Here is a 24,966-nt window from a genome sequence, read left to right as displayed (position 1 = left end):
TGCGGTACTCTTTTCAGCCGATAACGAGAACGGCAGGCCCTGGCGCCTGCCCCGGCTGGACCGACACGAGGCTTTCCATGAACCGCATCAAGACGCTGACCCTGGCCGTGGCCGCGGCTGCCCTGGCCACTTCTTCTCTCACCGCCCAGGCGCGGGATTTTCGCCTGGGGCTGATCACCCCTCCCCAGCACCTCTGGTCGCAGCAGGCCGAGGCCTTTGCCGAGGACCTGCACGAGCGCTCCGGCGGCGAGCATAGCGTCAGCGTCTTTCCTGCCCAGCAGCTCGGCAACGAGGCGCAGATGGTTCAGCAGCTGCAGACCGGCGCGCTGGACATGGCGTTTCTGACCATCGCCGAGATCTCCAACCGGATTCCCGACTTTGGGGCCCTCTATGCGCCCTATCTGGTAGACGACGTGGATCACGCCGCGGCGCTGCTGCGCTCCGACACCGCTGCCGAGCTGCTCGAGCTGATGCCCCAGGGCGTGGGCCTGATGGGCCTCGGCTACGGCATGGTGGGCATGCGACAGGTGCTCAGTCGCGGCCCCATCGAGAGCATGGAAGACATGCGTGGCCAGCGCCTGCGCATCACCCCCTTCGAGCCGATCCGTGACTTCTACACCGCCACCGGGGCGGCGCCGGCGCCGATGCCGTTGCTCGAGGTCTACGATGCCCTGGCCAACGGCCAGGTGGACGCCATCGACATGGACTTCGATTCGATCCTGATCCTCAAATTCTACGAGCAGGCCGACAATCTGCTGATTTCCAACCACATGATGTTCCCCATGGTGGGCGTGGTGTCGGGGCGGGTATGGCGCGAGCTCGACGAGGCCGACCGCGAGCTGATCGAGACCACCATGGCCGAGCACCTCGACCAGGTCCTGACCGGCTTCCAGGAGATGGATGCCGCCCAGGAGCAAGAGATCCGCGAGCTGGATATCAATATCGTCGAGGCCGACGCCGAGTTCTTCAGCGAGGCCATCGCCGAGTGGGAGGGCATCTGGGCCGAGAAGGCGCCCATGCTCGAGGCGCTGCGCGAGGAAGCCGAGCGGCTGCGTCAGTAAGGAGTCTCCGCGCCGATGCTCTCCCGCCTCTCCGATCGCCTGGCACGCCTGGAGGAGGCCGCCGCCGCGGCGCTCGCGGCGGCGGTTACCTTGCTGATCCTCGTCAACGTGGCCTTTCGCGCTGCAGGCAGCCCGCTCTACTGGATCAGCGAGCTGGCCATCTACGCCATGATCTGGATGACCTTCCTGATCGCCAGCGCCGTTCTCAAGCGGCGCCAGGGAATTGCCGTGACCCTGATCAGCGACCTGCTGCCGGGGTTTTCGCGTCGGTTGCTGATGGCCGGCGTGGACCTTGCCGTGCTGGTGTTCGCAGTGCTGCTGGCGTGGCTGTGCTGGCGCTGGTACCAGCCGCTGGCGCTGGCTCAGGCCGGCTTCGACGTGCAGGCCTTCCAGGGAGAGACATTCAACTTCATCTATGCCGAGCGCACCTCGACGCTGGGTATCCCCAAGTTCTGGGTGTGGCTCTGCGTGCCCTGGCTGTCGCTCTCGCTCACCTTCCACGGGCTGGTGAACCTGACCGAGGCCCTGCGTGGCCTGCGTGACCCGGGTCAGGCGCCCCCGCCACCGGAGGCGACGCCATGACGGTGGCGGTCTTTGTCCTGCTGCTGCTCGGTGCCGTGCCCATCGCCCTGGTGCTGGCGCTCACGGCCATGGTCTATATCCAGACCTCGGGCAACAGCGTGCTGTTCGAGTCCTACCCCCAGCAGCTCTTTGGGGCGATAGAGAGCTATGGCCTGCTGGCCATCCCGCTCTTCATGCTGGCCGGCGAGCTGATGAACGAGGGAGGCGTGACCCGCCGGCTGATCGACCTGGCAAGGCTGCTGGTGGGGGGCTTCCGTGGCGGGCTCGCCTATATCAACCTGGTGGCCAATATGATGATGGCGGCCATCGTCGGCTCGGCGGCCTCCCAGATCGCCATCATGTCCCGCGCCATGGTGCCGGCCATGGAGCGGGAGGGCTACGACAAGCCCTACAGCGCGGCGATCACCGCCGCCGGGGGCTTGCTCTCGCCGATCATCCCGCCCTCCATGCTGTTCGTGCTGTTCGGGGTGATGGCCCAGGTGCCCATTGCCGAGATGTTCATCGCCGGCATCCTGCCGGGGCTGCTGCTAGGCTTTACCTTCTTCCTGGCCATCGCTGTGGTGGGGCTGGTCAAGCAGTACCCCAAGGGCGACTGGCCCAGCCGCGGCGAGGCCAGGCGGGCGCTGATGATGGGGCTGCCGGCGCTGGCCATTCCGCTGATCATTATCGGCGGCATTCTGCTAGGGCTGGCCACGCCCACGGAGTCGGCGGCCCTGGCGTCGCTGGCCGCCCTGCTGCTGGGGCGCTTCCTCTACGGCGATCTGCGCTTCGCCATGCTGCCCACGGTGCTCAAGCGCACCGCGGTGAACGCGGGGCTCGTCATCATGCTGATCGCCGCCGCCGGGGTGTTCGGCTGGGTGATCGTCTACGAGCGGCTGCCGCAGATGGCCGCGGCCTGGATCGCTGCCATGACCACCGACCCCTTCCTCTTCCTGCTGCTGATGATCGCGGTGCTGCTGGTGGTGGGGATGATCATCGACGGCATCGCCGCCCTGATCCTGGTGGTGCCCATCCTGCTGCCCATCGCCACCCAGCAGTTTGGCATCAGCCCCTACCAGTTCGGGGTGGTGGTCTGCCTGACCCTGGTGCTGGGGCTGCTGACGCCGCCGGTGGGGGCGGGGCTCTATATCGCCTCCTCCATGACCGGCGCCTCGCCCATGCGCATCTTCCGCTCGCTGCTCCCCTTTCTGCTGGCGAGCCTCGCCACCTTGGTGCTGCTGGCCTGGCAGCCCTGGCTCACCACTGCGCTGATCGGGCGCTAAGCTCCCCTCGGGGTCAGACCCTTAAATCCCCTTAATGGTCTGACCCCGAAGGGGGGCTCCTGCGAGCCGCCTGCGGCTCGATAGCAACAATTCCTAGCGTTATACTCGGGTATTTATTCACCGGCTGAGCCCCAGCCCTCGCCCGGAGTCGCCATGTTTCCAAGATTCACCCTGCGCTATGCTCGCCTGCCGGCGCGCTTCTTCGAACGCTTCGACCCGGTGCCGGTGAAGGCGCCGCGGCTGGTGGCCTTCAATCGGCCCCTGGCCGAGGCGCTGGGCTTCGACCTGGCGGACTTCGACGCTGAGGAGGCGGCGGTATGGTTCGCCGGCAACGTGGTGCCCCCTGGCGCCGAGCCGCTGGCCCAGGCCTACGCCGGCCACCAGTTCGGCAACTTCGTGCCGCGGCTGGGCGACGGCCGGGCGGTGCTACTCGGCGAAGTCACCGACCGTGACGGGCAGCTGCGCGACATTCAGCTCAAGGGGGCCGGGATGACGCCCTTCTCGCGGGGGGCGGATGGCCGGTCGCCGTTGGGCCCCGTGCTGCGCGAGTACCTGGTCAGCGAGGGCATGCACGCACTGGGCATTCCCACCACCCGGGCCCTGGCCGCGGTGACCACCGGTGAGCCGGTGTTCCGCGGGCTGCCCGAGCCTGGTGCCATCCTCACCCGGGTGGCAGCCAGCCATCTCCGGGTGGGCACCTTCCAGTACTTTGCCGCCCGCGGCGACGTCGAGGCCCTGCGCACCCTGGCCGACCTGGCCATCGAGCGCCACTATCCCGACCTGCGGCGCCTGGCTCAGGGGGAGCGTTACCTGGCGCTGATCGAAGCGGTACAGGCGCGCCAGGCGGCGCTGGTGGCGAAGTGGATGGGCGTGGGCTTCATCCATGGCGTCATGAACACCGACAACACCACGATCAGCGGTGAGACCCTCGACTACGGGCCCTGCGCCTTCATGGAGGCCTATGATCCCGAGACGGTGTTCAGCTCCATCGATGAGCTGGGCCGCTATGCCTATCGTAACCAGCCCTGGATCGCCCAGTGGAACCTGGCGCGCTTCGCCGAGACGCTGCTGCCGCTGATCGACGAGGAACAGGCGCGGGCCGTGGAGCAGGCCACCGCCCTGATCCAGGCCTACCCCGAGCAGTACGAGGCGGAGTGGCTGGCCGTGATGCGTGCCAAGCTGGGGCTCGAGGAAGCGCAGACGGGTGATAGGGCGCTCGCCGAGGGGCTGCTCGAGGCCATGCAGCGGGGACGCGCCGACTTCACCCTGACCTTTCGTCGCCTCTGTGACGCCGCCGAATCCTCCCGGGCCGATGAGGCGCTGGTGGCGCTGTTCGAGCGGGCGGATGCCATCGAGACATGGCTGGCGCGCTGGCGCGAGCGATTGGCCCAGGAGGCGCTGGCGCCGGAGGCGCGGGCCCGGCGCATGCGCCGCGCCAACCCGGCGGTCATTCCCCGCAATCATCGGGTGCAGGAAGCCATCAGTGCCGCCGAGGAGGACGATTTCGCGCCCTTCGAGACGCTGCGCGAGGTGCTGGCCGAGCCCTTTGTCGAGCAGCCCGGCCGCGAGGCGTACGCCCGCCCCGCCGAACCCGCCGAGCGGGTGTTTCGCACCTTCTGCGGGACCTGAGGCTCCGCGGTGCGATGTGGGAGGCCGGCTCTGCCGGGCGAAGGGAGGCGCAAGCCAGCGATGAACCAGAAAAAAGACGCCCGGGGAGCCCGGGCGTCTCTGTCAGCAAGCCAGGGCGGGTGCCTGGCTTAAGCCACCATCACTTCTGGAGTTTTTCCACGTCGAAGCGGTCGGCGTTCATCACCTTGGTCCAGGCCTTGACGAAGTCCTTGACGAACTTCGCCTGGTTGTCGTCCTGGGCGTAGACCTCAGCATAGGAGCGCAGGATGGAGTTGGAGCCGAACACCAGATCGATCCGGCTGGCGGTCCACTTTACCTGGTCGCTCTTGCGGTCGCGGATCTCATAGAGATTGTTGCTCGCCGGCTTCCAGGCATTGTTCATGTCGGTCAGGTTGACGAAGAAGTCATTCGTCAGCTGCCCCTCCCGGTCGGTGAACACCCCGTGCTGGGTGCCGCCATGGTTGGTGCCCAGCACGCGCATGCCGCCGACCAGCACGGTCATCTCCGGCGCGGTCAGCCCCATCAGCTGGGCGCGATCGAGCAGCATCTCCTCCGGCTTGACCACGTACTCCTTCTTCTGCCAGTTGCGGAAGCCATCGGCGAGCGGCTCCAGCGGCTCGAAGGACTCGGCGTCGGTCAGCTCGTCGGTGGCGTCGCCGCGGCCCGGAATGAAGGGCACCAGGATATCGTGGCCCGCGGCCCTGGCGGCCTGCTCGATGCCCACGCTGCCGCCCAACACGATCAAGTCGGCGACGCTGGCGCCGGTCTCGCTGGAAAGCCGCTCGTAGACCTTGAGCACCTTTGCCAGGCGCTGCGGCTCGTTGCCCTCCCAGTCCTTCTGCGGGGCCAGGCGGATGCGCGCGCCGTTGGCGCCGCCGCGCATGTCGGAGCCGCGGAAGGTGCGGGCGCTGTCCCAGGCGGTGGCGACCAGCTCGGCAATGGGGAGGCCGCTATCGGCGATCTTCTGTTTGACCGCCTCGACGGAGTAGTCGGTATTGCCTGCCGGTACCGGATCCTGCCAGATCAGGTCCTCTTCCGGTGCATCCGGGCCGATGTAGCGCGACTTTGGCCCCATGTCGCGGTGGATCAGCTTGAACCAGGCCCGTGCGAAGGCGTCCTGGAAGTAGGCAGGGTCCTTGCGGAACGCCTCCATGTACTTCCGGTAGCTGGGATCCATCTTCATCGCCATGTCGGCGTCGGTCATGATGGGATTGTGGCGAATGGAGGGGTCGCTGGCGTCGACCGGCTTGTCTTCCTCCTTGATGTCGACGGGCTCCCACTGGTTGGCGCCCGCGGGGCTCTTCTTCAGCTCCCATTCGTGGTCGAGGAGCATTTCGAAGTAGCCCATGTCGAACTTCGTCGGCTCCTTGGTCCAGGCGCCTTCGATGCCCGAGGTCACCGCCTTGGCGGCCTTGCCCTGCATGTGGGGGTTGGTCCAGCCAAACCCCTGCTCCTCGACGTCGGCGGCCTCGGGCTCCGGGCCCAGGGCCTCGGCGTCGCCGTTGCCGTGGCATTTGCCGACGGTGTGGCCCCCGGCGGTCAGCGCCGCGGTCTCCTCGTCGTTCATCGCCATCCGCTTGAAGGTCATGCGCACCTGCTCGGCGGTCTTGAGCGGGTCGGGGTTGCCGTTCACGCCTTCCGGGTTGACGTAGATCAGGCCCATTTGCACTGCGGCCAGCGGATTCTCCAGGGTGTCCGGCTTCTCGACGTTGCCGTAGCGCGTATCGGAGGGCTCCAGCCACTCCTTCTCCGCCCCCCAGTAGATATCCTTCTCGGGATGCCAGATGTCTTCGCGGCCAAAGGAGAAGCCGAAGGTCTTCAGGCCCATGGACTCGTAGGCCACGTTGCCGGCCAGGATGATCAGGTCGGCCCAGCTGATCTTGTTGCCGTACTTCTTCTTGATCGGCCACAGCAGGCGGCGCGCCTTGTCCAGGCTGGCGTTGTCGGGCCAGCTGTTGATCGGGGCGAAGCGCTGGTTACCGGTGCCGCCGCCGCCGCGGCCATCGGCGATCCGGTAGGTGCCCGCCGCGTGCCAGGACATGCGGATCATCAGGCCGCCGTAGTGGCCCCAGTCGGCCGGCCACCACGCCTGGCTGTCGGTCATCAGGGCGTGCATGTCCTGCTTCAGCGCCTCGAAGTCGAGCTTCTTGACCTCTTCGCGATAGTCGAAGTCCTCGCCCATCGGGTCGGTCTTGCGGTCGTGCTGGTGAAGGATGTCCAGGTTCAGGGCTTCCGGCCACCAGTCCATGTTCGAATGGCCCGAGGCGGTGTTGCCGCCGTGCATGACCGGGCACTTGCCAATGTTCTGCTGATCACCCATATCGCTCTCCACTCATGGCTGCGTTGGTGTAGCTGCCACCTCTGTATAGTCGATGGCGGTTTGGGGTAGCAATGAGCCTTATCAACCTATGGTCATCAACTGCCCACGGTTGCGGCTTTGCGTCCTGTAACCCTCAACCTACGCGGGATGTGTCCATTAGCACAAAACGAGATTGCCGACCGTGCTGATAGCGAATCTTTATCATCAGCCGGCGTAGCGGTCCGCCGTGTCTGGCGATTGGCGTTCAGTCTTCGGGAAGGCGAAGCTCCCGCGCCTCGCCCATCAGGAAGGCACGGTTGGCCTCCAGCGCTTCGCGCAGGAAGTCCCACAGCAGCCGCACCCGGGCCAGGCGGCGCTGCTCCTGGCGCGAGGTGATCCAGAACTGGCGGGTGATGGCGACCTCATTGCTCAGCACCGGCGCGAGTCCCGCCGTGGGCTCGGCCATGAAGCAGGGCAGCACCGCCAGGCCGGCGCCATGAAGGGCGGCGGCGTGCTGGGTGGTGACGCTGGTGCTGCGGATCGAGAAGTGGGGGCCGGGATGGCCCACCACGGCGGGGTCGAGCAGCGGCTCCAGATAGCTGAGCTGCTCGCTGAAGATCAGGTCGTCCACGTAGCCGATCAGGCGATGCTCGCCCAGCCCGGCCAGGGTGTCGGGAATGCCCTGGCGGGCCAGGTAGTCGTGGCTGCCGTAGAGCCGTAGCCGGTAGTCGCACAGCCGCGAGATCACCAGTCCCGGGCTCGCCGGGCGCTCCACGGTGATGGCTAGGTCCGCCTCATGGCGGCTGAGGTTGACCACCCGGGGCAGGGCCAGCAGGTCCAGGGTGATGCCGGGGTGGCGGCGGCAGAAGGCCGAGAGCAAGGGGGCGATGACCCAGGTGCCGAAGCCCTCGGTCACGCCGAGACGGATCTGGCCGCTGACCTGATGGTTCTTGTCGGTGAGGCTCTCCCCGGCCTCGAAGGCGTGGCGAGCCATCTCCTCGGCGTGGGCGAGCAGCTGCTGGCCGGCCTCGGTGAGGTGGTAGCCGTGGGTGCTGCGTTCGAACAGCTGGGTGTTGAGCCGCTGCTCGAAGCGGCGGGTGCGCCTTGACAGGGTGGAGTGATCCACCCCCAGGCGCCGGGCGGCATCGGTGAGGCGCTGGCTGCGCGCTACCTCCAGGAAGATCTGGATATCTTGCCAGTCGAGCATGGTGCCTCCCGAAGCGGTTGGCTGTGCATTATTGCACAAACAATGTGCCCGCGTGCCCGTTGTCACGGTATCCGGCGAGTGGCTAGACTCGTTGGCACCGTACTTCGTGTTTTTATACACATAAAGTCTAATGTCGGTGCGACCACTACCACAATGCCAATTCATCGCCAGACAGCCGACACGCCAACCACAGAGGAGCACGACACCATGTCCGTTCGCGAAATCCCCATGTACATCGACGGCCAGCCCGTCCAGTCCCAGAGCCAGGAGTGGCGCGACGTGGTCAACCCGGCGACCCAGGAAGTGGTGGCGCGGGTGCCGTTTTGCACGGCAGATGAAGTGGAGCAGGCCGTTGCCAGTGCCAAGGCGGCCTTCAAGGAGTGGCGCAAGGTGCCGCTGGGCAAACGCATGCGCATCATGCTCAAGCTGCAGGCGCTGATTCGCGAGAACACCGCCGAGCTGGCCGCGCTGATCACCGAGGAGCACGGCAAGACCCTGCCCGACGCCGAGGGCGAGGTGGGCCGCGGCCTGGAAGTGGTAGAGCACGCCTGCTCGATCACCTCCCTGCAGCTGGGCGAGCTGGCCGAGAACGCCGCCAGCGAGGTGGACGTCTATACCCTCAATCAGCCGCTGGGCGTGGGCGCCGGCATCACCGCCTTCAACTTCCCGATCATGCTGCCCTGCTTCATGTTCCCGCTGGCCATCGCCACCGGCAACACCTTCGTGCTGAAGCCCTCCGAGCAGGATCCGAGCTCCACCATGCGCTTGGTCGAGCTGGCCCACGAGGCGGGCATTCCCGCCGGGGTGCTCAACGTGGTGCACGGCGGCCCGGACGTGGCCAACCAGATCGCCGATCACACCGATATCAAGGCGCTGTCGTTCATCGGCTCTAGCCACGTTGGCACGCTGCTCTACAACCGTGCCGCCGCCGCCGGCAAGCGCATGCAGTCGATGATGGGCGCCAAGAACCACTGCGTGGTCATGCCCGACGCCAACCGCAGCCAGGCGATCAACAACCTGCTGGGCTCCGCCTTCGGTGCCGCCGGCCAGCGCTGCATGGCCAACTCCGTGGTGGTGCTGGTGGGCGAGGCCAAGGCGTGGCTCGACGATATCGTCGACGGTGCCCGCAACATGAAGGTGGGCCCTGGCACCCAGCGCGACGCCGACCTGGGGCCGCTGGTCTCGCCGGCCGCCCGCGACCGCGTAGTGCGCCTGATCGACGCCGGCGAGCAGGAGGGCGCCAAGCTGCTGGTGGACGGCCGCGGCTATGAGGTGTCGGGCTACGAGCACGGCAACTTCGTCGGGCCCACCGTCTTTGCCGACGTCAAGCCGGAGATGACCATCTATCGCGAGGAGATCTTCGGCCCGGTGCTCTGCGTGGTGACCGTCGACACCCTGGACGAGGCGATCGAGTTCATCAACGCCAACCCCAACGGCAACGGCACCTCCATCTTCACCAACTCCGGCTGGGTGGCGCGTCGCTTCGAGACCGACATCGACGTGGGCCAGGTGGGCATCAACGTGCCGATCCCGGTGCCGGTGGCCTACTTCAGTTTCACCGGCTCGCGCGGCTCGAAGCTGGGCGACCTGGGCCCCAACGGCAAGCAGGCCATCGCCTTCTGGACCCAGACCAAGACCGTCACGGCCCGCTGGTTCGAGCCGGAGAACGTCTCCAGCGGCATCAACAGCACCATCTCGCTGAGCTGATCCTGCCGCTCGGTGGCATCGCGGCCCCGCCTCGCAAGAGGCGGGGCCGCGTGCGTTTCGGTCCATGACTTCCGTGGCAGTCTTTCTGTGGGAGGCCGGCTCTGCCGGCGGTTCGACGCTTCGACGGATGGAGGCCGCAGGTCCCCTGCGGTGGCCGCCAACGGTCAGGCTGGCCGCCATGCCTTTCGGGTACGCCTGAGACGGAAATCGTATGGACAGCATGGTGACGTTGACGTTAACTGGAAGTTTCCAAGAACAATCGTCCAGTCAGGAGCCACCATGACCGCCCCCATCAGCCGCTTTCCGATACCCGAATCCATCGACGACCTGCCCGAGGACATCCGCGACGCCATGCTGGCGGTGCAGGAGAAGGCGGGATTCGTGCCCAACGTCTTTCTCATGCTGGCCCACCGGCCGGCGGAGTTCCGCGCCTTCTTCGCCTACCACGATGCGCTGATGGAGCGGGAATCCGACACCCTGACCAAGGCCGAGAAGGAGATGATCGTGGTGGCCACCAGCGCCCAGAATCGCTGCCTCTACTGCGTGGTGGCCCATGGCGCCCTGGTGCGGATCTACAGCAAGGACCCGCTGCTGGCCGACCAGGTGGCCATCAATCATCGGGTCGCGGGCCTGAGCGAGCGCCACCGGCTGATGCTCGATTTTGCCTTTCATAGCGGGCTGGAGGTGGGCGAGCTGACCGATGACTGGCAGACCCGCCTGATCGACGCGGGGTTCACCCTCGACGACATCTGGGACATCGGCGCCATTGCCGCCTTCTTCGGCATGTCCAACCGCCTGGTCACCCTGGCCGGCACCCCGCCCAACGACGAGTTCTACCTGATGGGCCGAGTGCCGCGGGAGCGGTAGTGCGGGTGATCAGGCCTTGGCGATCGCTTCCTTGAGCAGCTGTAGCGCCGGCGCCAGCTGGCTTTCGTGCAGCACCAGCACGGTCGCGCCGCTTTCTCCCTCGACGGGCGCAACCACGGCGAATTCGCCCTCTTCCAGATGGAACTCGTGGATCTCGCGCGGGCCGTCCGGGGTCTCGCAGTGGATGGAGCGGTAGGTGTCGTCCTCGCCATAGATGAGGCGGTGGTAGACCTTGAAGAAGGTGTAGAGGTACAGCCCTTGGGGAAAGGCGGGCCAGCGGGCGGGGATGGTGCGGGTCTCCTCGTCCAGGGACTGGCCGCCGGCTTCGGCCCGTGCGATGGCCTCATCCAGCGGGGCGGCCAGCAGGGAGGCGGCATCGTAGGGCAGCGGCTGCTGGGCCTGAAAGGCCTGCCGATAGCGCTCGGCCACCTGCTGCATGTCGCCGAGCGAGCCGATGGGGTGATCGCTGTGCTTCAGGTCGGCGGGCTCGAAGCCGCCGTTTTCCCAGCCGTGAATGACTCGCAGCGTCAAGTTGCCGTTCGTCATGGGGGCCAGCACCAGCGCTTGGATGGCGACCCGCAGATGCAGTAGCCGCTCGATGACCGGATTCTCGAAGGCGCTGTAGGGGTCGGCAAAGATGGCGTGCAGGCGGCAGGTGGCGTGTTCCTTGGCTTCACGGTAGGGCATGGGCGTGTCTCGTGTCGGGGCAGGACGGCGGGCATCGGCCGCCAGTATGAGCATTCGCGCCTGCCGATGGAAGGCCACGACGGCTTTACAGTCGGCATCTGAGGGTCGATGATGACGTTCCGGCATAGACCGGGCTCAATCCACGAATATTCTGTCGCCAGGGGAGTCCCGCCAGCTGCTTCGGCACTGGGGGCTGAGAGGGCCAAGCGCCGACCCTGGAACCTGATCCGGTTCATACCGGCGGAGGAAGCGCGACATGCCCTACCTGACGTCTGCCGTGCTCGGCGCGGCGCTCTTGTGCTTTGCATTCCTGGGCCTGCGGGCCCGCCGGGCCGACGGCCTGCTCGATGACTACGTCACCGCCCGCAACTCCCAGGGCGCCCAGGCCATCGGGCTGTCGTTCCTGGCCTCCAGCATGGGGGCCTGGATCCTCTTCGCGCCGCCGGAGATCGGCGCCTTCGTGGGGCCGGTGGCGCTGGCCGGCTACGCCATCGGCTCGTCGTTGCCGTTCCTGGTGCTGGGGCTCTACGGCCCGGCGATCCGCCGCCATCTGCCGAAAGGGCGCAGTATCGGCGAATTCGCCGAGTCCTGCTACGGTGCCGGAGTGCGGCGATGGGTCTCCTTCGTCTCGGTGGCCTACATGGCGATCTTCCTGGCCGCCGAGCTCACCGCCATCGGTGCCATCGCCGCGCTGCTCTCGGACGTGTCCCCGGCGCTGGTGATCCTCGGGGTGGCAGTGGTCACCCTGGTCTACACCACCCTGGGCGGGCTGCGGGCGAGCCTTGCCACCGACCGCTGGCAGGCCTGGCTGCTGCTGGCCTTGCTGCTGGTGGTGGGCGGTGTGGCCTGGTGGTGGCTGCCGCCCATGCCCGCCGGGGCGGTGATGCCATCCATTCCTACCGGTAACGCGCTCTCCGTGGCGCTGACCCTGGTGATCGCCGTCACCGCGGCCAACCTCTTCCACCAGGGCTACTGGCAGCGGGTGTGGGCGGCCGAGGATGACCGCGCCCTGGCCCGCGGGGCCCTGCTGGGCGGGGCAAGCACCCTGCTGGTGGTGATGGCTATCGGCGGCCTGGGTATGCTGGCGGCCATGCATGCGCTCCCCTTGGGTGAGCCGCCGATTCCCTTCTTCGCGCTGCTCTCCGCCGCGCCGGCCTGGCTGGGTGTTCCGGCCCTGGTGCTGGCGGTCACCCTGGTGGCCTCCAGCGTCGATACCCTGCAGAACGCCATCGCCTCCATGGCGGTGGCCAGCTCCGGCCGGCGCGGGCTCTCGGTGCGGGCGGCGCGGCTGGCCACGGTGGCGCTGATGCTGCCGGTGGTGTGGGTGGCCCTGCAGGGCTTCTCGGTGCTGCGTCTCTTCCTGATCGCCGACCTGCTGTGTGCGGCCATCCTGCTGCCGGTGCTGCTGGGCCTGTGGCGGCGCATGTCGCCGCTGGCGGCGGTGGCCGGCGGCGTGGCGGGCCTACTAGGCGCGATCGTGCCTGGCTGGATCAGCCTGGGCAGCCTCTCCGCCGGCGTGCTCGCCGCCACCTTTCCGGACAGCATCCCGACCCTGGCGCCTTTCCTCGGCGCGCTGGTCGCCTCCACGCTGGTCAGCCTGCTGGTCGCCTGGCGGCGTCCGGGGGCGAGATTCCAATCCACCCTCAAGGGAGATGCCCTGTGACGAAACGCTCCGACTGGAATGCCTGGGCGGCGCAACAGGCAGCGCCGCGAATCACCGACTGGCTGCGCGAGCTCAGCGAGCCCGACTGGTCCGCCACCGTGAACCACCCGCTCTTCGATGCGATGGCCGAGGGGCGCCTTTCCGGTGACGATTTTGCCGCCTATATGGTGCAGGACTACGGCTTCGTCGACCCCTTCACCGCCCTGATCGGCTTCGCCATCGGCCGCGCGCCGAGCATGTCGGACCGGGTGGTGCTGGGACAGTTCATGGGCATGCTGACCAGCGACGAGAACAACACCTTCCAGCGCACCTTCGAGGCCTTCGAGGTGCCCACCGCCCAGCGCGAGGCGCCGGACCACCTGCCCGAGACCCGGGACTTCCAGGCGCTGCTGCGCGAGACCGGCCGCACCGGCGACTACGCGGAGATACTGGCCGCCCTGGTGGTCACCGAGTGGATCTACCTGGAGTGGGCGCTGCGGGTCACCCGAGCCGAGGGGCTGCACCCGCTGGTGGGGGAGTGGATCGACCTGCACGACAACCCCGCCTTTCAGGACTTCGTGGCCTGGCTGCGCCGCCGCCTGGACGAGGAAGCGGAGGCGCTCGATGACGCCGCCTTCAGCCGCATGGCCGAATGCTTCCGCGAGACCGTGGCGAAGGAACGCGCCTTCCATGATGCCGTGATGCCGCGCTGAGCTAGTTGCCAGCGGGGTGGTGAGAGGCCACCCTCTGAGGGTCACGCCATCTTCAGAGGAGCCCTCCCATGAGCGATACCCCGAAAGATTCCCGCCGCCGTCACTCCTCCACCGTGGTGGACGGCCCCGGCAAGGCGGCCAGCCGTGCCATGCTGCGCGCGGTGGGTTTCAGCGACGAGGACTTCGCCAAGCCCCAGGTGGGCATCGCCTCCACCTGGAGCATGGTCACGCCCTGCAACAGCCATATCGGCGAGCTGGCCGAGCACGCCCGGGACGGCGCCGACGCCGCCGGCGGCAAGGGGGTGATCTTCAACACCATCACCATTTCCGACGGCATCGCCAACGGCACCGAGGGGATGAAGTACTCCCTGGTGTCGCGGGAGGTGATCGCCGATTCCATCGAGACGGTGGCGGGCTGTGAGGGCTTCGACGGCCTGGTGGCCATCGGCGGCTGCGACAAGAACATGCCGGGCTGTCTGATGGGGCTGGCGCGCCTCGACCGGCCCAGCGTCTTCGTCTACGGCGGCACTATCCTGCCCGGCAAGGGCCACACCGATATCGTCTCGGTGTTCGAGGCCATGGGCGCCCACAGCCGCGGCGATATCGACTTGATCGAGCTCAAGCAGATCGAGGAGACGGCGATCCCCGGCCCCGGCTCCTGCGGCGGCATGTACACTGCCAATACCATGGCCTCGGCCATCGAGGCGCTGGGCATGAGCCTGCCGGGCAGCTCGGCGCAGAACGCCGTCTCCAACGACAAGCGGGAGGACTGCGAGGCGGCGGGGGCCGCGGTGCTCGAGCTGCTCGAACGTGACCTCAAGCCCTCGGACATCATGACCCGGGAGGCCTTCGAGAATGCCATCACCGTGGTGATCGCGCTGGGCGGCTCCACCAACGCGGTGCTGCACCTGATCGGCATGGCTCGCACCGTCGGGGTGGATCTCGCCCTCGAGGACTTCACCCGCATCGGCAAGCGCGTCCCGGTGGTGGCGGACCTGCGTCCCAGCGGCCACTACATGATGAGCGAGCTGGTGGCCATCGGCGGCATCCAGCCGCTGATGAAGACCCTGCTCGACGCCGGCCTGCTCCACGGCGACTGCCTGACGGTGACCGGCAGGACCCTGGCCGAGAACCTGGCGAGCGTCACCCCCTATCCCGACGACCAGCAGATCATCGCGGCGCTGGATCGTCCGGTGAAGGCCGAGAGCCACCTGCGCATCCTGCACGGCAACCTGGCGCCGGAGGGGGCGGTGGCCAAGATCACCGGCAAGGAGGGCACGCGCTTCTCCGGCACCGCCCGGGTGTTCGGCTCCGAGGAGGAGGCCCAGGCGCGCATCAACGACGGCACCGTGGTGGCCGGCGACGTGGTGGTGATCCGCTACGAGGGGCCAAGGGGCGGGCCCGGCATGCGCGAGATGCTCACGCCGACCTCGGCGATCATGGGCCGGGGGCTCGGCAGCGAGGTGGCGCTGATCACCGACGGGCGCTTCTCCGGCGGCAGCCACGGCTTCGTGGTGGGCCACGTGACCCCGGAGGCCTTCGACGGCGGCCCCCTGGCGCTGGTGGAGGATGGCGATGTGATCACCATCGACGCCGAGGCCGATACCATCGACGTCGACCTCACCGACGAGGAGCTGATGCGCCGCCGCGCCGCCTGGCAACAGCCGGCGCCGCGCTATACCCGCGGGGTGCTGGCCAAATACGCCGCTCAGGTCAGCTCCGCCTCGACGGGGGCGGTGACCGATTGGCAGCCGTGAGGAGCAGGCGAGTGGCGTCGTCGGGCCCGTGAGTGACCCAAGTGTGAAGTCATGTTATTATTTGTAATAATGTCGATATAGTCCGTTTGGGAAAGGAAAATCAATGATAGACCCTGGCGCCGCCCCTGATGCCGGCCCGTTCGAATCCCTGGTGAGGGGACTACCCGTGCCGGTGTTGGTGGTGGATGGTGAAGGCGACATCCAGTTTGCCAACGAGGCGGCGCTGGGGCTTTTCGAGCCAGCGATGGCCGGTGAGCGGGCGAGCCTGGCGCAGCTGTGGAGCGCTGCGGACTGCCGAACTATTCGCGAGGGCTGGTCGGCGCTGGGCGAAGGCGGGCCTGAGGATCACTCTCAGGGTCCCTTTACCACCCTGACCGGCCAGACGTTCGCCGAGGTGCGTGCCAGCCGCCTGGCCTGGCAGGGAGGTCCGGCCATTCAACTGACGCTGCTCGCGCCGCTCTGGCGAGACGACGTCGATCAGGTCTCGCTCTACCGGGAGATGTTCAGCACCAACCCGGCGGTGAAGCTGCTGATCGACCCGCTCGACGGGCGCATCGTCGATGCCAATCCGGCGGCGGCCGCCTTCTATGGCTACTCGCTGGGCGAGCTCAAGCGGATGAACATCGCCGAGATCAACTGCCTTGGCCCCGATGAGATACGGGCACGAATGGCCGAAGCGCGGGCCTGCCATCAGCTGTTCTTCGAGTTTTGCCACCGAACTGCCTCGGGCGAGCGGCGCGACGTGCATGTCTACTCCGGACCGGTCACGGTGGGCGAGCGCCACTATCTGCACTCCATCATCGTCGATGTCACCGCTGAAAAGCGCTATCAGGCCGAGCTGGAGGTGGATCACGAACTGTTTTGCCACCTGCCGGTGGGCGTCTACCGCAACACCCCCGGGCCCGAGGGGCGCTTCATCACCGTCAACCGGGCCATGCTTTCGATCTTCGAGGCCGAGTCCCAGGAGGAGCTCCTGGCGGTGCCCATTGCCCGGCTGTATGACGCGCCCGATCAGCGTGAGGCTTTCAGCGAGACACTGCTGCGCGAAGGGGCAGTCAACCGCTGGCCGCTGCGGCTGCGTTCGCTGAAGGGACGGCCGATCTGGGTCGAAGTGACCGCGCGGGCGCGGACCGAGCCGGATGGCAGCCTGGTGTTCGATGGCGTCATGGAGGACGTGACCGCTCGCAAGGAGGCACAGGTGCTGACGGAGCGTCTGACCCACCTGCTGGATGCCTCCCCGGACTTCGTCTCCATCACCGACGCCAAGCAGCGGGTGGTCTACCTCAACAAGGCGGGACAGCGTCTGCTGGGGGAACTGCCCGATCGCCTTCCCGAGGCCCTCTCGGTGGCGCACCCGGAGTGGGCGCAGCGGCTGATCGAGGAGCAGGGCATCCCCTTCGCCCAGCGCCATGGCTACTGGTACGCGGAGACGGCGCTGCTGACGTCTCGGGGAGAACTGCCGGTGTCGCAGCTGATCGTGGCCAGGCGCGATGAGCATGGCGAGCCGGACAGCATCGCCACCATCATGCGCGATATCAGCCAGACCAAGCACTATCAGGCCGAGCTGGAGCATCTCGCCGGCCACGATCCCCTCACCGGTGCGGTCAACCGCGGGCGCTTTCTCTCCCTGCTGGAGCGTGAGCGTGTCATGGTGCGCCGGAGCGGGCGCCCGCTGAGCCTGGTCATGCTGGATCTGGACCATTTCAAATGGGTCAACGATGGCTTCGGGCACAGCATCGGCGACGAGGTGCTGCGCAAGCTGGTGGCGATCTGCAAGGAGCACCTGCGCGAGGCGGATGTGTTGGCGCGCTGGGGCGGCGAGGAGTTCATGCTTCTGCTGCCGGATACGGACTTGTCGGGCGCCATGATCCTGGGGGAGCGACTGCGCCAGGCGATCGAGACGGCAGATTTCGACCCCGTCCCCCGCGTGACCAGCAGCTTCGGCGTGGCGGAGATTGCCCCGGATGAGCCGGAGTCGCGCTGGCTGAAGCGCCTCGATGCCGCCCTGTATCGGGCCAAGGCTGAGGGCCGAAACCGCCTCTGCAGCGCCGAGCCGGCGTCAACCGCTACTCCGCCGGTACCGGGTCGCGGCACGCACCAGGCCGGCGCGGCTATGCCTGACCGGGCGGCGGGGCTGCCGGACTGATCGCTGAGCCAACGACGACAGCGCCCCTGGCGGATCCCCGCCAGGGGCGCTGTCGTAGAGCTGGAGTTGGGCGGAGAAGGCTTACATGCCGCCCATGCCTCCCATCATGCCGCCCATGCCGATGGCGCCGAACAGCAGGCCAACCACGGCGATGACCAGGTAGATCAGGATCAGCACGCCGAAGATGGTGAAGTAGGTCTTGAGCTTGCGCATGGCGTGCTTCATCTCGAGATGGTCGCCACTCTCATAGACCCGTCCGGTGGCGCCGGCGGCCTGCATCAGCACCCAGCCCCCCCAGATCGGAATCCAGGCGACGATCAGGCCGACAATCGACAGCGCGGTCATCAGTCCCGAGAGAATCAGCATCACACCGGTAAGCTGCATCCAGAACTTGCCCCGGTAGAGGGGCTCGATAAGGTCGCGAAGTGGCTCTTGGGGGGTGTTGGATTCCATGTAACGCTCCCTGTTGTGATTGCCTTGACGCCCGCGACTCTAGCAGCCGCGGCGCTGTGCGTCCCCCTGCCTATGAAGGGGGAGTGCAAGGCGCCCCGTCGTGACGAGGCGAGGGTATGAGGGCGTGAGCGTAAGGGCTAGTGGGAGCCACCCTCCGGGTCGATGGTGCGATGCACGAGGCGCAGCTCATCTACCGAGAGGTGTTCCAGCCGTCCGGCCAGCAGGTCGCTGATCTTCTGGGCCGGCAGCCCGGCTCGACGGGCGATCTCTCTACTACCGAGATCGGACACGGCGATCAGCCGAGTCACGATGCGCATGAGGCGTGTACGTTTTTCCAGGTCCCTGACGTCGAGGTCAGGGCATCTAGGCGGAGGTTCGTTGCGCTCCGCGCTGATGGTATGGCGTGCCGTGCTCATGATGCTCCATTGGGCGATTTCGACATCCCCATCATGGGGGCTTTTCAGGAATTTTGCCAGTGTCGATTCGCTGATGCGTTGGTGGCAGCGGGAAGGAGGCGCCGGTGGAGGGCGCGGGGGTCTGGCTGGCCCCCGCGGTGAGGCTTAGAAGAGTCGTTCGGGCAGCCACAGGGCGATGCTCGGGAAGGCGACGATCAGCGCCAGGCCGAGGATCTGCAACGCCACGAAGGGCAGGGCCGAGCGGTAGATGTCGACGATGGTGATCGACTTGGGCGTGACCGACCTCATATAGAAGAGGTTGTAGCCGAAGGGTGGCGTCAGGTAGGCGGACTGCATACTGAGGATGAACAGCACCGCAAACCAGGTGGTGTCGAAGCCAAGCTCCCGCACGATGGGCACGTAGAGGGGAACCGTGATGAAGAGGATCGCAAAATCATCCAGGAACATGCCGAGCAGGAAGAAGCTGAGCAGCATGAAGATGATCACGGTATAGGGCGACAGGGCGAAGTCGTGAACGATGTCGCTGATGATCATGCCCGCGCCCAGGCCCATATAGATGCGGCTGAAGAAAACCGCGGCAATGGCGATCCAGATCAGCATCCCGGTGATCTTGGTGGTATTGAGCATCACGTAGCGCAGCAGCTTCCAGCTCAGCTTGCCGCGCATGGCCGCGATCAGCAGGGCACCGCCGGCCCCCACGGCAGAAGCCTCGGAAGGAGAGGTCACGCCACCGATGATGCAGCCGAGTACCGTCACCACCAGCAGGCCCGGTGCGATGATGTGGCGCAGCGACTGGAGCTTCTCCTTGGCGGTGAAGCGCTCTTCGGCGGGGGCGGCGGGCCCTAGCTCGGGATTGAGACGGCAGCGGATCAGGATGAACGCCATGTAGATGGCGGCCAGCATCAGGCCGGGCATCAGCCCCGCCGCGAACAGCTTGCCTACCGATTCACGGGCCAGGAAGGCGTAGACGATCATCAGCACGCTGGGCGGGATCAGAAAGCCCAGGGCGCCGCCGGCCATGATGGTGCCGGTGACCAGGCGCTTGTGATAGCCACGCTTGAGCATGGCCGGCAGGGCGATGATTCCCAGGCTGACGGTCGCCGCGCCGGAAACGCCGGCCATGGCGGCGATCAGCGCGCAGATCAGTACCGTGCCAACGCCGAGCCCGCCGGGGATGCTGCCCATCAGCTTGTGGATCATGTCGAAGAGGGCGTCGGTGATCCCGGATCGTTCGAGTACCAGGCCCATGAAGATGAACAGCGGCAGGGACACCAGCAGGAAGTTGTCCATGGCGCTATAGGCGGAGGCCAGCAGCAGGTCCAGACCGCCGGGACCGAACATCAGGTAGGCGCTGCCCATCCCGGAGATCATCAGCGCCAGGGCCAGCGGGGCCCCCATCGCCATGAGCACCAGCATGGAGAGAAACATGATGGCGGTGATTGTCAGGGGCTCTAGTTCAGCCATAAGCAAGCTCTATGTGAGACACGCCGGTCGAGCGTGTCTGTCGTGAAGCGTATGGGAAGCGGCGCTCAGGAGGTGTTGGCTAGAGAGCGGCGTCTTCCTGGTCGTCGCGGGGGTCCTGATAGGCGAAGCCCGCCAGGCGAAGGGCCGCCCGTACCAGCTCGGCCAGGCACTGCAGCATCATCAGGGCCACGGCCAGGGGAATGGTCGCCTTGATCGGCCACAGGGGAGGACGCCACACGCTGCGGTTGGAAAACTCACCGATGCGCCAGGAGTGATAGGCGAAATCCACCGCCATATGGAGGACCACCGCCAGTACCACCAGCGCCAGGCTGAAGATCACCACATCGCAGAAGGCCTGGACACGGAACGGAAGCAGGCGATAGATGACGTCGCTGCGCACGTGGCCGTGATGGCGAAGGGTGTAGCTTCCCGCCAGGATGCTCAGGGCGCCGAAGAACATGGTCGACAGCTCATGTCCCCAGATGGTGGGGGAGTTGAGCAGGTAGCGAGCCACGACCTCATAGATCAGCACCCCGATGATGCCCAGCGTCAGCCAGGAGACGGCCCTTCCGACCCAGTCGGAAAGGCCATCCTGCACCCTCAGGTAGCGGGTGACTTTACTCACTCAAACGTCCTTGCTCGATAGCGTTGTTGATCAGGATCTCGACGGCACGCGCGTTGCGCTCGGACTTCTCGGCTTCCGCTTCCCAGATGGGCAGTGAGGCCTCGGCCAGGCGCCGGGAGTCGTCTTCCGGAAGCGTGGCGAACTCGAAGAGCTCCCCTTCGTCGATGATGCGCTGGTTGCCCTCTTCCAGCCAGTTATGCACGTCCAGCAGGTACTGGTCGATGGCCTCGGTCAGGATGCTCTGCTGCTCCTCGCTGAGGCCTTCCCAGGTGCGCGGGTTGATCAGGGCGTTTTCGGTCCAGCCGGGGTTGAGCAGATTGATGTCGGTATAGTGCTCGGCGACTTCGTGCAGCTTGAGCTGCTCGTACTCTACCGGTCCGCCGTAGACGGCCCCGTCGATGACGCCGGTGGAGAGGGCCACGTAGAGCTCTTCGCCGGGCAGGAAGACGGTGGGGATGTCGAAGGCTTCCAGCACGGTGGCGATCGAGCTCGTCGCGCGGATGCGCATGGAGCGCAGATCCTCGAGGCTCGAGACCGGTTCGCGGGTCAGCAGGCCGTAGTCGCTGCCGAAGCCGCGGCCGATCAGCTTGACGCCCTGCTCCTCGTAGGCTTCCGCGATCAGCTCGTCGAGCCCCTGGTTGGCGAAGATGTCGCGGGCCTCGTCGGCGTTGACCCAGGCGCCCGGCAGGCCGCCCTCGACGATGCCGATGCCGACGCGCCCCGGCCAGTAGCTGCCGACACCGTGGGCGATATCGATGGTGCCGCGAGCCACGGCGTCAACGAACTGGTCGCTGTCGACCAGTTCGCCACCGCGGAAGAACTGGATGCGAATGGAGCCGTCGCTGGCCTCGCTGACGCGGTCGCGCAGGTCGGCGGCGATGGAATCGACCTCGGTGCCGTAGAAGGTGTGCATCCGCAGGCGGACATTGTCGGCATACGCTAGCTGGCTGGCGACCAGGGATGCCGCGATGGTGGTGCTCAGGGTGCCTTTGAACAGAGTGGAAAGCTTCATTGAGGCCTCTTCATGATCGGGTTGTCGGATTGTTCGTTGTCTGGATATTGGCCCTAGCCATGATGCCGAGTGTGCATCGGCGATTCGATTTGAGCATAAGACAGAAATTGAGATCATACAAATTTCCGCATTATGTCTATATTTTCGGCGGCGCGATTTCCCTGCAACGACTCGCTCGAATGGCGCTCGAGCCGCAGCCCACCGCTTGCCGTGCACCTCAGGCGTCGAGAGAACGCTAGCAGCAAAGGCAAGGGCTGCCTATGGACCAGTGCCTGCGAAAAATGGACCAATTGTCCTGTGCCGGTTTGGTACCCGGCTTTGACGTGAGCCCGATGAGTATCCCGGGGCGACATGGGGGGAGATGGGACTTTGGTCGCGGGGGATGCCAGCCCCTGGACATCAGCCATCGAGGCAGCGTGTCAGCACATGGCGAAGGCGCTCCGCCTCGCTCGCCAGGGTGTTGCCGGAGAGCATCCCGATTCCCAGGATCAGGCCGCTGCGGGGATCGTGTTCTGCGCAGGTCGTGCTGAGCGGACGCGCGATGAGATGCGACTGCAGCAGCCGGTTGACAATGCGCTTGTCATCGACTCCCGGCGCAAACTGCACGCAGAGGCTGATGGAGTGGCTGGGCGGCGAGACGTGGATCACGCCGGGCACCTGCGTCAGCCGGTCGTGCATCACCTGCTGGCGGGCCAGGTAGTCGCGCTGGATGCGTCGGTACCAGGTGTCCAGCTCGCCCTCGGCGATGAACTGGGCCAGGGCGGCCTGGTCCAGCAGGCGCCCTTCGCGGAACACCTCGCTGCGCAGCTGGTTGAGCGGCGCCACCATCGCGCGGGGAGCCACCAGATAGCCCAGACGCAGGCCGGGAAACATCAGCTTCGAGAACGAGCCCACCAGCAGGTGCCGGGCCGAGCGGCCATCGAACATCAGGTTGGCGCCGTCCTCACCGGTGAACTCATAGTCGTCCTCCAGCACGAAATCGGGCTTGAGGCGGGCGCAGAGTGCCTGCCGGTGTGTGCGGGAGGTGGACACGCTGAGCGGGTAGTGGTGTGAGCCGGTGAAGTAGGCCAGCCGCACGGGGGCCGTGCGGTCACCCTGGGCATGGCCCCCCTCGGGAGACCAGGCCAGCTGATCGACCCTGGTGCCCGCCGCGGTGAAGACGTTGCGGGCGCCCCAGTAGCAGGGGGACTCCATGAGCACCCGGTCGCCGACATCGGTGAGGGCGAGGGCGCACAGCTCGATGCCGTTGTGGGTGCCCTCGGTGATGATGATCTGATCGGTCTCGCACTCCAGCTGTCGCCAGCGCCAGAGGAAGTCGCGGATGGCGCGCTTGAGCGGGCCATAGCCGCCGCTGGAGTAGGAGAGCAGCAGGGCGTTGCGCGGCACGGTGACGCTGGCGTAGAGCTCCCGCCACTTGGCCATGGGGAACTGGGTGATGTCGGGGATGCCGGGCATGAAGGCCCCGCTCTGGATGGCGCTGGCGCTGGGGGCATCGAGGATGGAGCTAGCGCGTGCCGAGAGGCGCGGGGCGGCGTCGGACGGTGCCGGATGGGACGTGCCCGGGCGGCGGGTCCAGGTGCCCTGGCCCTGTCCGGTGACGATATACCCCTCTTCGTCCAGGCGGCGCATGGCCTGAGCCAGGGTGTCACGCGCCACGCCCAGCTCCCGGCACAGCTGGCGGTGCGCCGGCAGGCGGCTGCCCGTGGGCCAGTCGTACAGAATCGCCAGGCGCAGGGCCTGCTCGATGCGCACGCTCTTGCCCAGGCGCTCCGGCTGCTGGCCGAAGCGTGCAATCAGCGAGTCGAGGGAGGCGTTACAGGGCATGTCGGGCGGACCGGCAGCGTGAAAGTGCAGCGATTATCTCGCCCCGGAGCGCATTGGTCCACCCGGAGGGGAAAATGGTCCATAGGTCGCGGTGCGCCTTGCTGCTAGCGTGCCGTTCGATATCAACAAGAGGAGCCCCCCATGACGCTGATCGACTCGCTGTTGATCGATGGCACGGCCGCCGCCCTGGTAGGTGAGGCGTGGCAGACCGGCAGTGCCAGCTTTCCCGTGACCAACCCGGCCACCGGAGAGCGGCTGGCCCAGGTAGCCGACCTGGGTGCGGAAGAGGCCCGCGAGGCGGTGGCCGCCGCCGAGGCGGCCAGCGCCGCCTGGAAGAAGGTCACCGCCAAGGAGCGCGCCGCTCTGCTGCGCGCCTGGTTCGTGCGTATCCAGGAGGAGGCCGAGGGGCTGGCCGAGCTGATGACCCTGGAGCAGGGCAAGCCGCTGACCGAGTCCCGGGGCGAGGTGGCCTACGGTGCCAGCTTCATCGAGTACTTCGCCGAGGAGGCCAAGCGCATGGCCGGCGAGACCCTGCCGACCCATGCCGCCGACAAGCGCCTGCTGGTGCTGCGCGAGCCGGTCGGGGTGGTGGCCGCCATCACACCCTGGAACTTCCCCATGGCGATGATCACCCGCAAGTGCGCCCCGGCCCTGGCCGCCGGCTGCACGGTGGTGATCAAGCCCGCCGAGGCGACCCCGCTCACCGCCCTGGCCCTGGCGCGCCTGGCCCGGGAGGTCGGCATCCCGGCCGGCGTAATCAACGTGGTCACCGCGGCGAGCCCGGCGGCGGTGGGTGAGGTGCTGACCACCGACCCACGGGTGCGCAAGGTCTCCTTCACCGGCTCCACCCCGGTGGGCAAGCGGCTGCTGGCCCAGTGCGCCAGCACCGTCAAGAAGGCCGCCATGGAGCTTGGCGGCAACGCCCCCTTCATTGTCTTCGATGACGCCGACATCGACGCTGCCGTGGCCGGGGCCATCGCCTCCAAGTACCGCAATGCCGGCCAGACCTGTGTTTGCACCAACCGCTTTTTGGTTCAGGACGGGGTCTACGACGCCTTCGTCGAGGCGCTGGCCGAGAAGGTCGCGGCGATGCCGGTGGGCGACGGCCGCGAGCCCGGCGTGATGATCGGCCCGCTGATCAACCAGGCCGCCGTTGACAAGGTGCAGCGCCACGTGGACGACGCCGTGGCCAAGGGCGGCCGCCTGCTGTGCGGCGGCACGCCCCATGCGCTGGGGCAGAGCTTCTATGCGCCTACCGTGATTGCCGATGCCACCCCGGCGATGGAGGTGGCCAGCGAGGAGACCTTCGGCCCGCTGGCGCCGGTGTTCCGCTTCCGCGACGAGGAAGAGGCGATCGCCATGGCCAACGATACCCCCTTCGGCCTGGCCGCCTATTTCTACGCCCGGGACTACCGCCGCATCTGGCGCGTCATGGAGGGGCTCGAGTACGGCATGGTCGGGGTCAACGAGGGCATCATCTCCACCGAGCTTGCCCCCTTCGGCGGCGTCAAGGAGTCCGGCCTCGGCCGTGAGGGCTCGCGCCACGGCCTCGAGGAGTTCACCGAGCTCAAGTACGTCTGCGTGGGCGGTCTCTGAGCCCGGCGCGCCACTCA

General features: G+C 67.0%; 20 protein-coding genes and 1 riboswitch. Of the genes, 11 read left to right on the top strand and 9 right to left on the bottom strand.

All coding sequences use genetic code 11. The features are described from left to right. The first annotated feature begins 77 nt into the window (after nt 1-77). The 4 genes from ACZIYR_RS15510 to ACZIYR_RS15495 all read left to right on the top strand — a co-directional run bounded on the left by ACZIYR_RS15510 (nt 78) and on the right by ACZIYR_RS15495 (nt 4,534). The gene (locus ACZIYR_RS15510; protein WP_483527323.1) at nt 78-1,061 is read left to right on the top strand and encodes a TRAP transporter substrate-binding protein; all 984 of its coding nucleotides are present in this window, start codon (nt 78-80) and stop codon (nt 1,059-1,061) included. 15 nt (nt 1,062-1,076) lie between these two features. Next, on the top strand, nt 1,077-1,643 hold the full coding sequence (locus tag ACZIYR_RS15505; protein WP_483527322.1) for a TRAP transporter small permease: 567 nt from the start codon (nt 1,077-1,079) through the stop codon (nt 1,641-1,643). Continuing rightward, nucleotides 1,640-2,905 carry a TRAP transporter large permease gene (locus ACZIYR_RS15500; protein WP_483527321.1) on the top strand — a complete coding sequence of 422 codons (1,266 nt, stop codon included), beginning with the start codon at nt 1,640-1,642 and terminating at the stop codon, nt 2,903-2,905. Before ACZIYR_RS15505 ends, ACZIYR_RS15500 begins: the two co-directional genes overlap by 4 nt. Nucleotides 2,906-3,058: 153 nt before the next feature. Next, on the top strand, nt 3,059-4,534 hold the full coding sequence (locus ACZIYR_RS15495) for a protein adenylyltransferase SelO (protein ID WP_483527320.1): 1,476 nt from the start codon (nt 3,059-3,061) through the stop codon (nt 4,532-4,534). 139 nt (nt 4,535-4,673) lie between these two features. Here the strand turns inward: ACZIYR_RS15495 and katG are convergent, their stop codons facing one another. Beyond that, nucleotides 4,674-6,854, bottom strand: a complete 2,181-nt coding sequence (katG, locus tag ACZIYR_RS15490) for a catalase/peroxidase HPI (protein WP_483527319.1) — start codon at nt 6,852-6,854, stop codon at nt 4,674-4,676. Nucleotides 6,855-7,098: 244 nt separating this feature from the next. Beyond that, entirely contained in the window at nt 7,099-8,040 is a 942-nt protein-coding gene (locus ACZIYR_RS15485; RefSeq protein WP_483527318.1) for a LysR family transcriptional regulator, read from the bottom strand. Nucleotides 8,041-8,247: 207 nt separating this feature from the next. Between ACZIYR_RS15485 and ACZIYR_RS15480 the strand changes: the two genes are divergently transcribed. Beyond that, nucleotides 8,248-9,747, top strand: a complete 1,500-nt coding sequence (locus ACZIYR_RS15480) for a CoA-acylating methylmalonate-semialdehyde dehydrogenase (protein ID WP_473034675.1) — start codon at nt 8,248-8,250, stop codon at nt 9,745-9,747. A 279-nt stretch (nt 9,748-10,026) separates the two neighbouring features. Next, nucleotides 10,027-10,614 (top strand): peroxidase-related enzyme, encoded by a 588-nt coding sequence (locus ACZIYR_RS15475; protein ID WP_473034674.1) that lies wholly within the window; start codon nt 10,027-10,029, stop codon nt 10,612-10,614. 9 nt (nt 10,615-10,623) lie between these two features. On the opposite strand, the gene ACZIYR_RS15470 is transcribed toward ACZIYR_RS15475, so the two are convergent. Beyond that, nucleotides 10,624-11,301: a hypothetical protein gene (locus ACZIYR_RS15470; protein ID WP_473034673.1), complete on the bottom strand. Its 678-nt coding sequence runs from the start codon at nt 11,299-11,301 to the stop codon at nt 10,624-10,626. 149 nt (nt 11,302-11,450) lie between these two features. Then, a riboswitch (TPP riboswitch) is annotated at nt 11,451-11,568 on the top strand. Here ACZIYR_RS15470 and ACZIYR_RS15465 point away from each other — a divergent pair. From ACZIYR_RS15465 to ACZIYR_RS15450, 4 genes are all read left to right on the top strand, one after another. After that, nucleotides 11,558-12,964 carry a sodium:solute symporter family transporter gene (locus ACZIYR_RS15465; protein ID WP_483527317.1) on the top strand — a complete coding sequence of 469 codons (1,407 nt, stop codon included), beginning with the start codon at nt 11,558-11,560 and terminating at the stop codon, nt 12,962-12,964. Its footprint overlaps the riboswitch before it by 11 nt. Continuing rightward, complete coding sequence (locus tag ACZIYR_RS15460; protein WP_483527316.1) at nt 12,961-13,656, top strand: TenA family protein; 696 nt, start codon at nt 12,961-12,963, stop codon at nt 13,654-13,656. The genes ACZIYR_RS15465 and ACZIYR_RS15460 overlap by 4 nt, the downstream gene beginning before the upstream one ends. A 68-nt stretch (nt 13,657-13,724) precedes the next feature. Beyond that, complete coding sequence (gene ilvD / locus ACZIYR_RS15455) at nt 13,725-15,413, top strand: dihydroxy-acid dehydratase (RefSeq protein WP_483527315.1); 1,689 nt, start codon at nt 13,725-13,727, stop codon at nt 15,411-15,413. Between the two features lie 103 nt (nt 15,414-15,516). Continuing rightward, nucleotides 15,517-17,559, top strand: coding sequence for a diguanylate cyclase (locus ACZIYR_RS15450; RefSeq protein WP_483527314.1), 2,043 nt, complete (start codon nt 15,517-15,519; stop codon nt 17,557-17,559). Nucleotides 17,560-17,640: 81 nt separating this feature from the next. On the opposite strand, the gene ACZIYR_RS15445 is transcribed toward ACZIYR_RS15450, so the two are convergent. From ACZIYR_RS15445 to ACZIYR_RS15420, 6 genes are all read right to left on the bottom strand, one after another. Then, nucleotides 17,641-18,012: a DUF5362 family protein gene (locus ACZIYR_RS15445; RefSeq protein WP_483527313.1), complete on the bottom strand. Its 372-nt coding sequence runs from the start codon at nt 18,010-18,012 to the stop codon at nt 17,641-17,643. A gap of 137 nt (nt 18,013-18,149) precedes the next feature. After that, a complete protein-coding gene (locus ACZIYR_RS15440) occupies nt 18,150-18,428 on the bottom strand; it encodes an XRE family transcriptional regulator (protein WP_473034655.1) in 279 nt (92 codons plus the stop codon). A gap of 144 nt (nt 18,429-18,572) precedes the next feature. After that, nucleotides 18,573-19,892, bottom strand: coding sequence for a TRAP transporter large permease (locus ACZIYR_RS15435; protein WP_473034654.1), 1,320 nt, complete (start codon nt 19,890-19,892; stop codon nt 18,573-18,575). A 79-nt stretch (nt 19,893-19,971) separates the two neighbouring features. Further along, complete coding sequence (locus ACZIYR_RS15430; protein ID WP_473034653.1) at nt 19,972-20,517, bottom strand: TRAP transporter small permease subunit; 546 nt, start codon at nt 20,515-20,517, stop codon at nt 19,972-19,974. Then, nucleotides 20,510-21,529, bottom strand: a complete 1,020-nt coding sequence (gene dctP, locus ACZIYR_RS15425) for a TRAP transporter substrate-binding protein DctP (RefSeq protein WP_473034652.1) — start codon at nt 21,527-21,529, stop codon at nt 20,510-20,512. The genes ACZIYR_RS15430 and dctP overlap by 8 nt, the downstream gene beginning before the upstream one ends. 399 nt (nt 21,530-21,928) lie before the next feature. Next, complete coding sequence (locus tag ACZIYR_RS15420) at nt 21,929-23,353, bottom strand: aminotransferase-like domain-containing protein (RefSeq protein ID WP_483527312.1); 1,425 nt, start codon at nt 23,351-23,353, stop codon at nt 21,929-21,931. 141 nt (nt 23,354-23,494) lie between these two features. On the opposite strand from ACZIYR_RS15420, the gene ACZIYR_RS15415 reads away from it, so the two are divergent. Beyond that, nucleotides 23,495-24,949: an NAD-dependent succinate-semialdehyde dehydrogenase gene (locus ACZIYR_RS15415; RefSeq protein WP_483527311.1), complete on the top strand. Its 1,455-nt coding sequence runs from the start codon at nt 23,495-23,497 to the stop codon at nt 24,947-24,949. Nucleotides 24,950-24,966: the final 17 nt, after the last annotated feature.

This window comes from Billgrantia sp. NRB1 (genome assembly GCF_056921725.1).
The sequence above is the reverse complement of the archived record's forward strand: the minus strand, read 5'-3'. Positions and strand labels throughout refer to the sequence as shown.

Excerpts from the sequence above, each read along its gene's own strand:
- ACZIYR_RS15510 (WP_483527323.1), top strand. The coding sequence starts at position 78 with ATGAACCGCATCAAGACGCTGACCCTGGCCGTGGCCGCGGCTGCCCTG.
- ACZIYR_RS15505 (WP_483527322.1), top strand. The coding sequence starts at position 1,077 with ATGCTCTCCCGCCTCTCCGATCGCCTGGCACGCCTGGAGGAGGCCGCC.
- ACZIYR_RS15500 (WP_483527321.1), top strand. The coding sequence starts at position 1,640 with ATGACGGTGGCGGTCTTTGTCCTGCTGCTGCTCGGTGCCGTGCCCATC.
- ACZIYR_RS15495 (WP_483527320.1), top strand. The coding sequence starts at position 3,059 with ATGTTTCCAAGATTCACCCTGCGCTATGCTCGCCTGCCGGCGCGCTTC.
- katG (WP_483527319.1), bottom strand. The coding sequence starts at position 6,854 with ATGGGTGATCAGCAGAACATTGGCAAGTGCCCGGTCATGCACGGCGGC.
- ACZIYR_RS15485 (WP_483527318.1), bottom strand. The coding sequence starts at position 8,040 with ATGCTCGACTGGCAAGATATCCAGATCTTCCTGGAGGTAGCGCGCAGC.
- ACZIYR_RS15480 (WP_473034675.1), top strand. The coding sequence starts at position 8,248 with ATGTCCGTTCGCGAAATCCCCATGTACATCGACGGCCAGCCCGTCCAG.
- ACZIYR_RS15475 (WP_473034674.1), top strand. The coding sequence starts at position 10,027 with ATGACCGCCCCCATCAGCCGCTTTCCGATACCCGAATCCATCGACGAC.
- ACZIYR_RS15470 (WP_473034673.1), bottom strand. The coding sequence starts at position 11,301 with ATGCCCTACCGTGAAGCCAAGGAACACGCCACCTGCCGCCTGCACGCC.
- ACZIYR_RS15465 (WP_483527317.1), top strand. The coding sequence starts at position 11,558 with ATGCCCTACCTGACGTCTGCCGTGCTCGGCGCGGCGCTCTTGTGCTTT.
- ilvD (WP_483527315.1), top strand. The coding sequence starts at position 13,725 with ATGAGCGATACCCCGAAAGATTCCCGCCGCCGTCACTCCTCCACCGTG.
- ACZIYR_RS15450 (WP_483527314.1), top strand. The coding sequence starts at position 15,517 with ATGATAGACCCTGGCGCCGCCCCTGATGCCGGCCCGTTCGAATCCCTG.
- ACZIYR_RS15445 (WP_483527313.1), bottom strand. The coding sequence starts at position 18,012 with ATGGAATCCAACACCCCCCAAGAGCCACTTCGCGACCTTATCGAGCCC.
- ACZIYR_RS15440 (WP_473034655.1), bottom strand. The coding sequence starts at position 18,428 with ATGAGCACGGCACGCCATACCATCAGCGCGGAGCGCAACGAACCTCCG.
- ACZIYR_RS15435 (WP_473034654.1), bottom strand. The coding sequence starts at position 19,892 with ATGGCTGAACTAGAGCCCCTGACAATCACCGCCATCATGTTTCTCTCC.
- dctP (WP_473034652.1), bottom strand. The coding sequence starts at position 21,529 with ATGAAGCTTTCCACTCTGTTCAAAGGCACCCTGAGCACCACCATCGCG.
- ACZIYR_RS15420 (WP_483527312.1), bottom strand. The coding sequence starts at position 23,353 with ATGCCCTGTAACGCCTCCCTCGACTCGCTGATTGCACGCTTCGGCCAG.
- ACZIYR_RS15415 (WP_483527311.1), top strand. The coding sequence starts at position 23,495 with ATGACGCTGATCGACTCGCTGTTGATCGATGGCACGGCCGCCGCCCTG.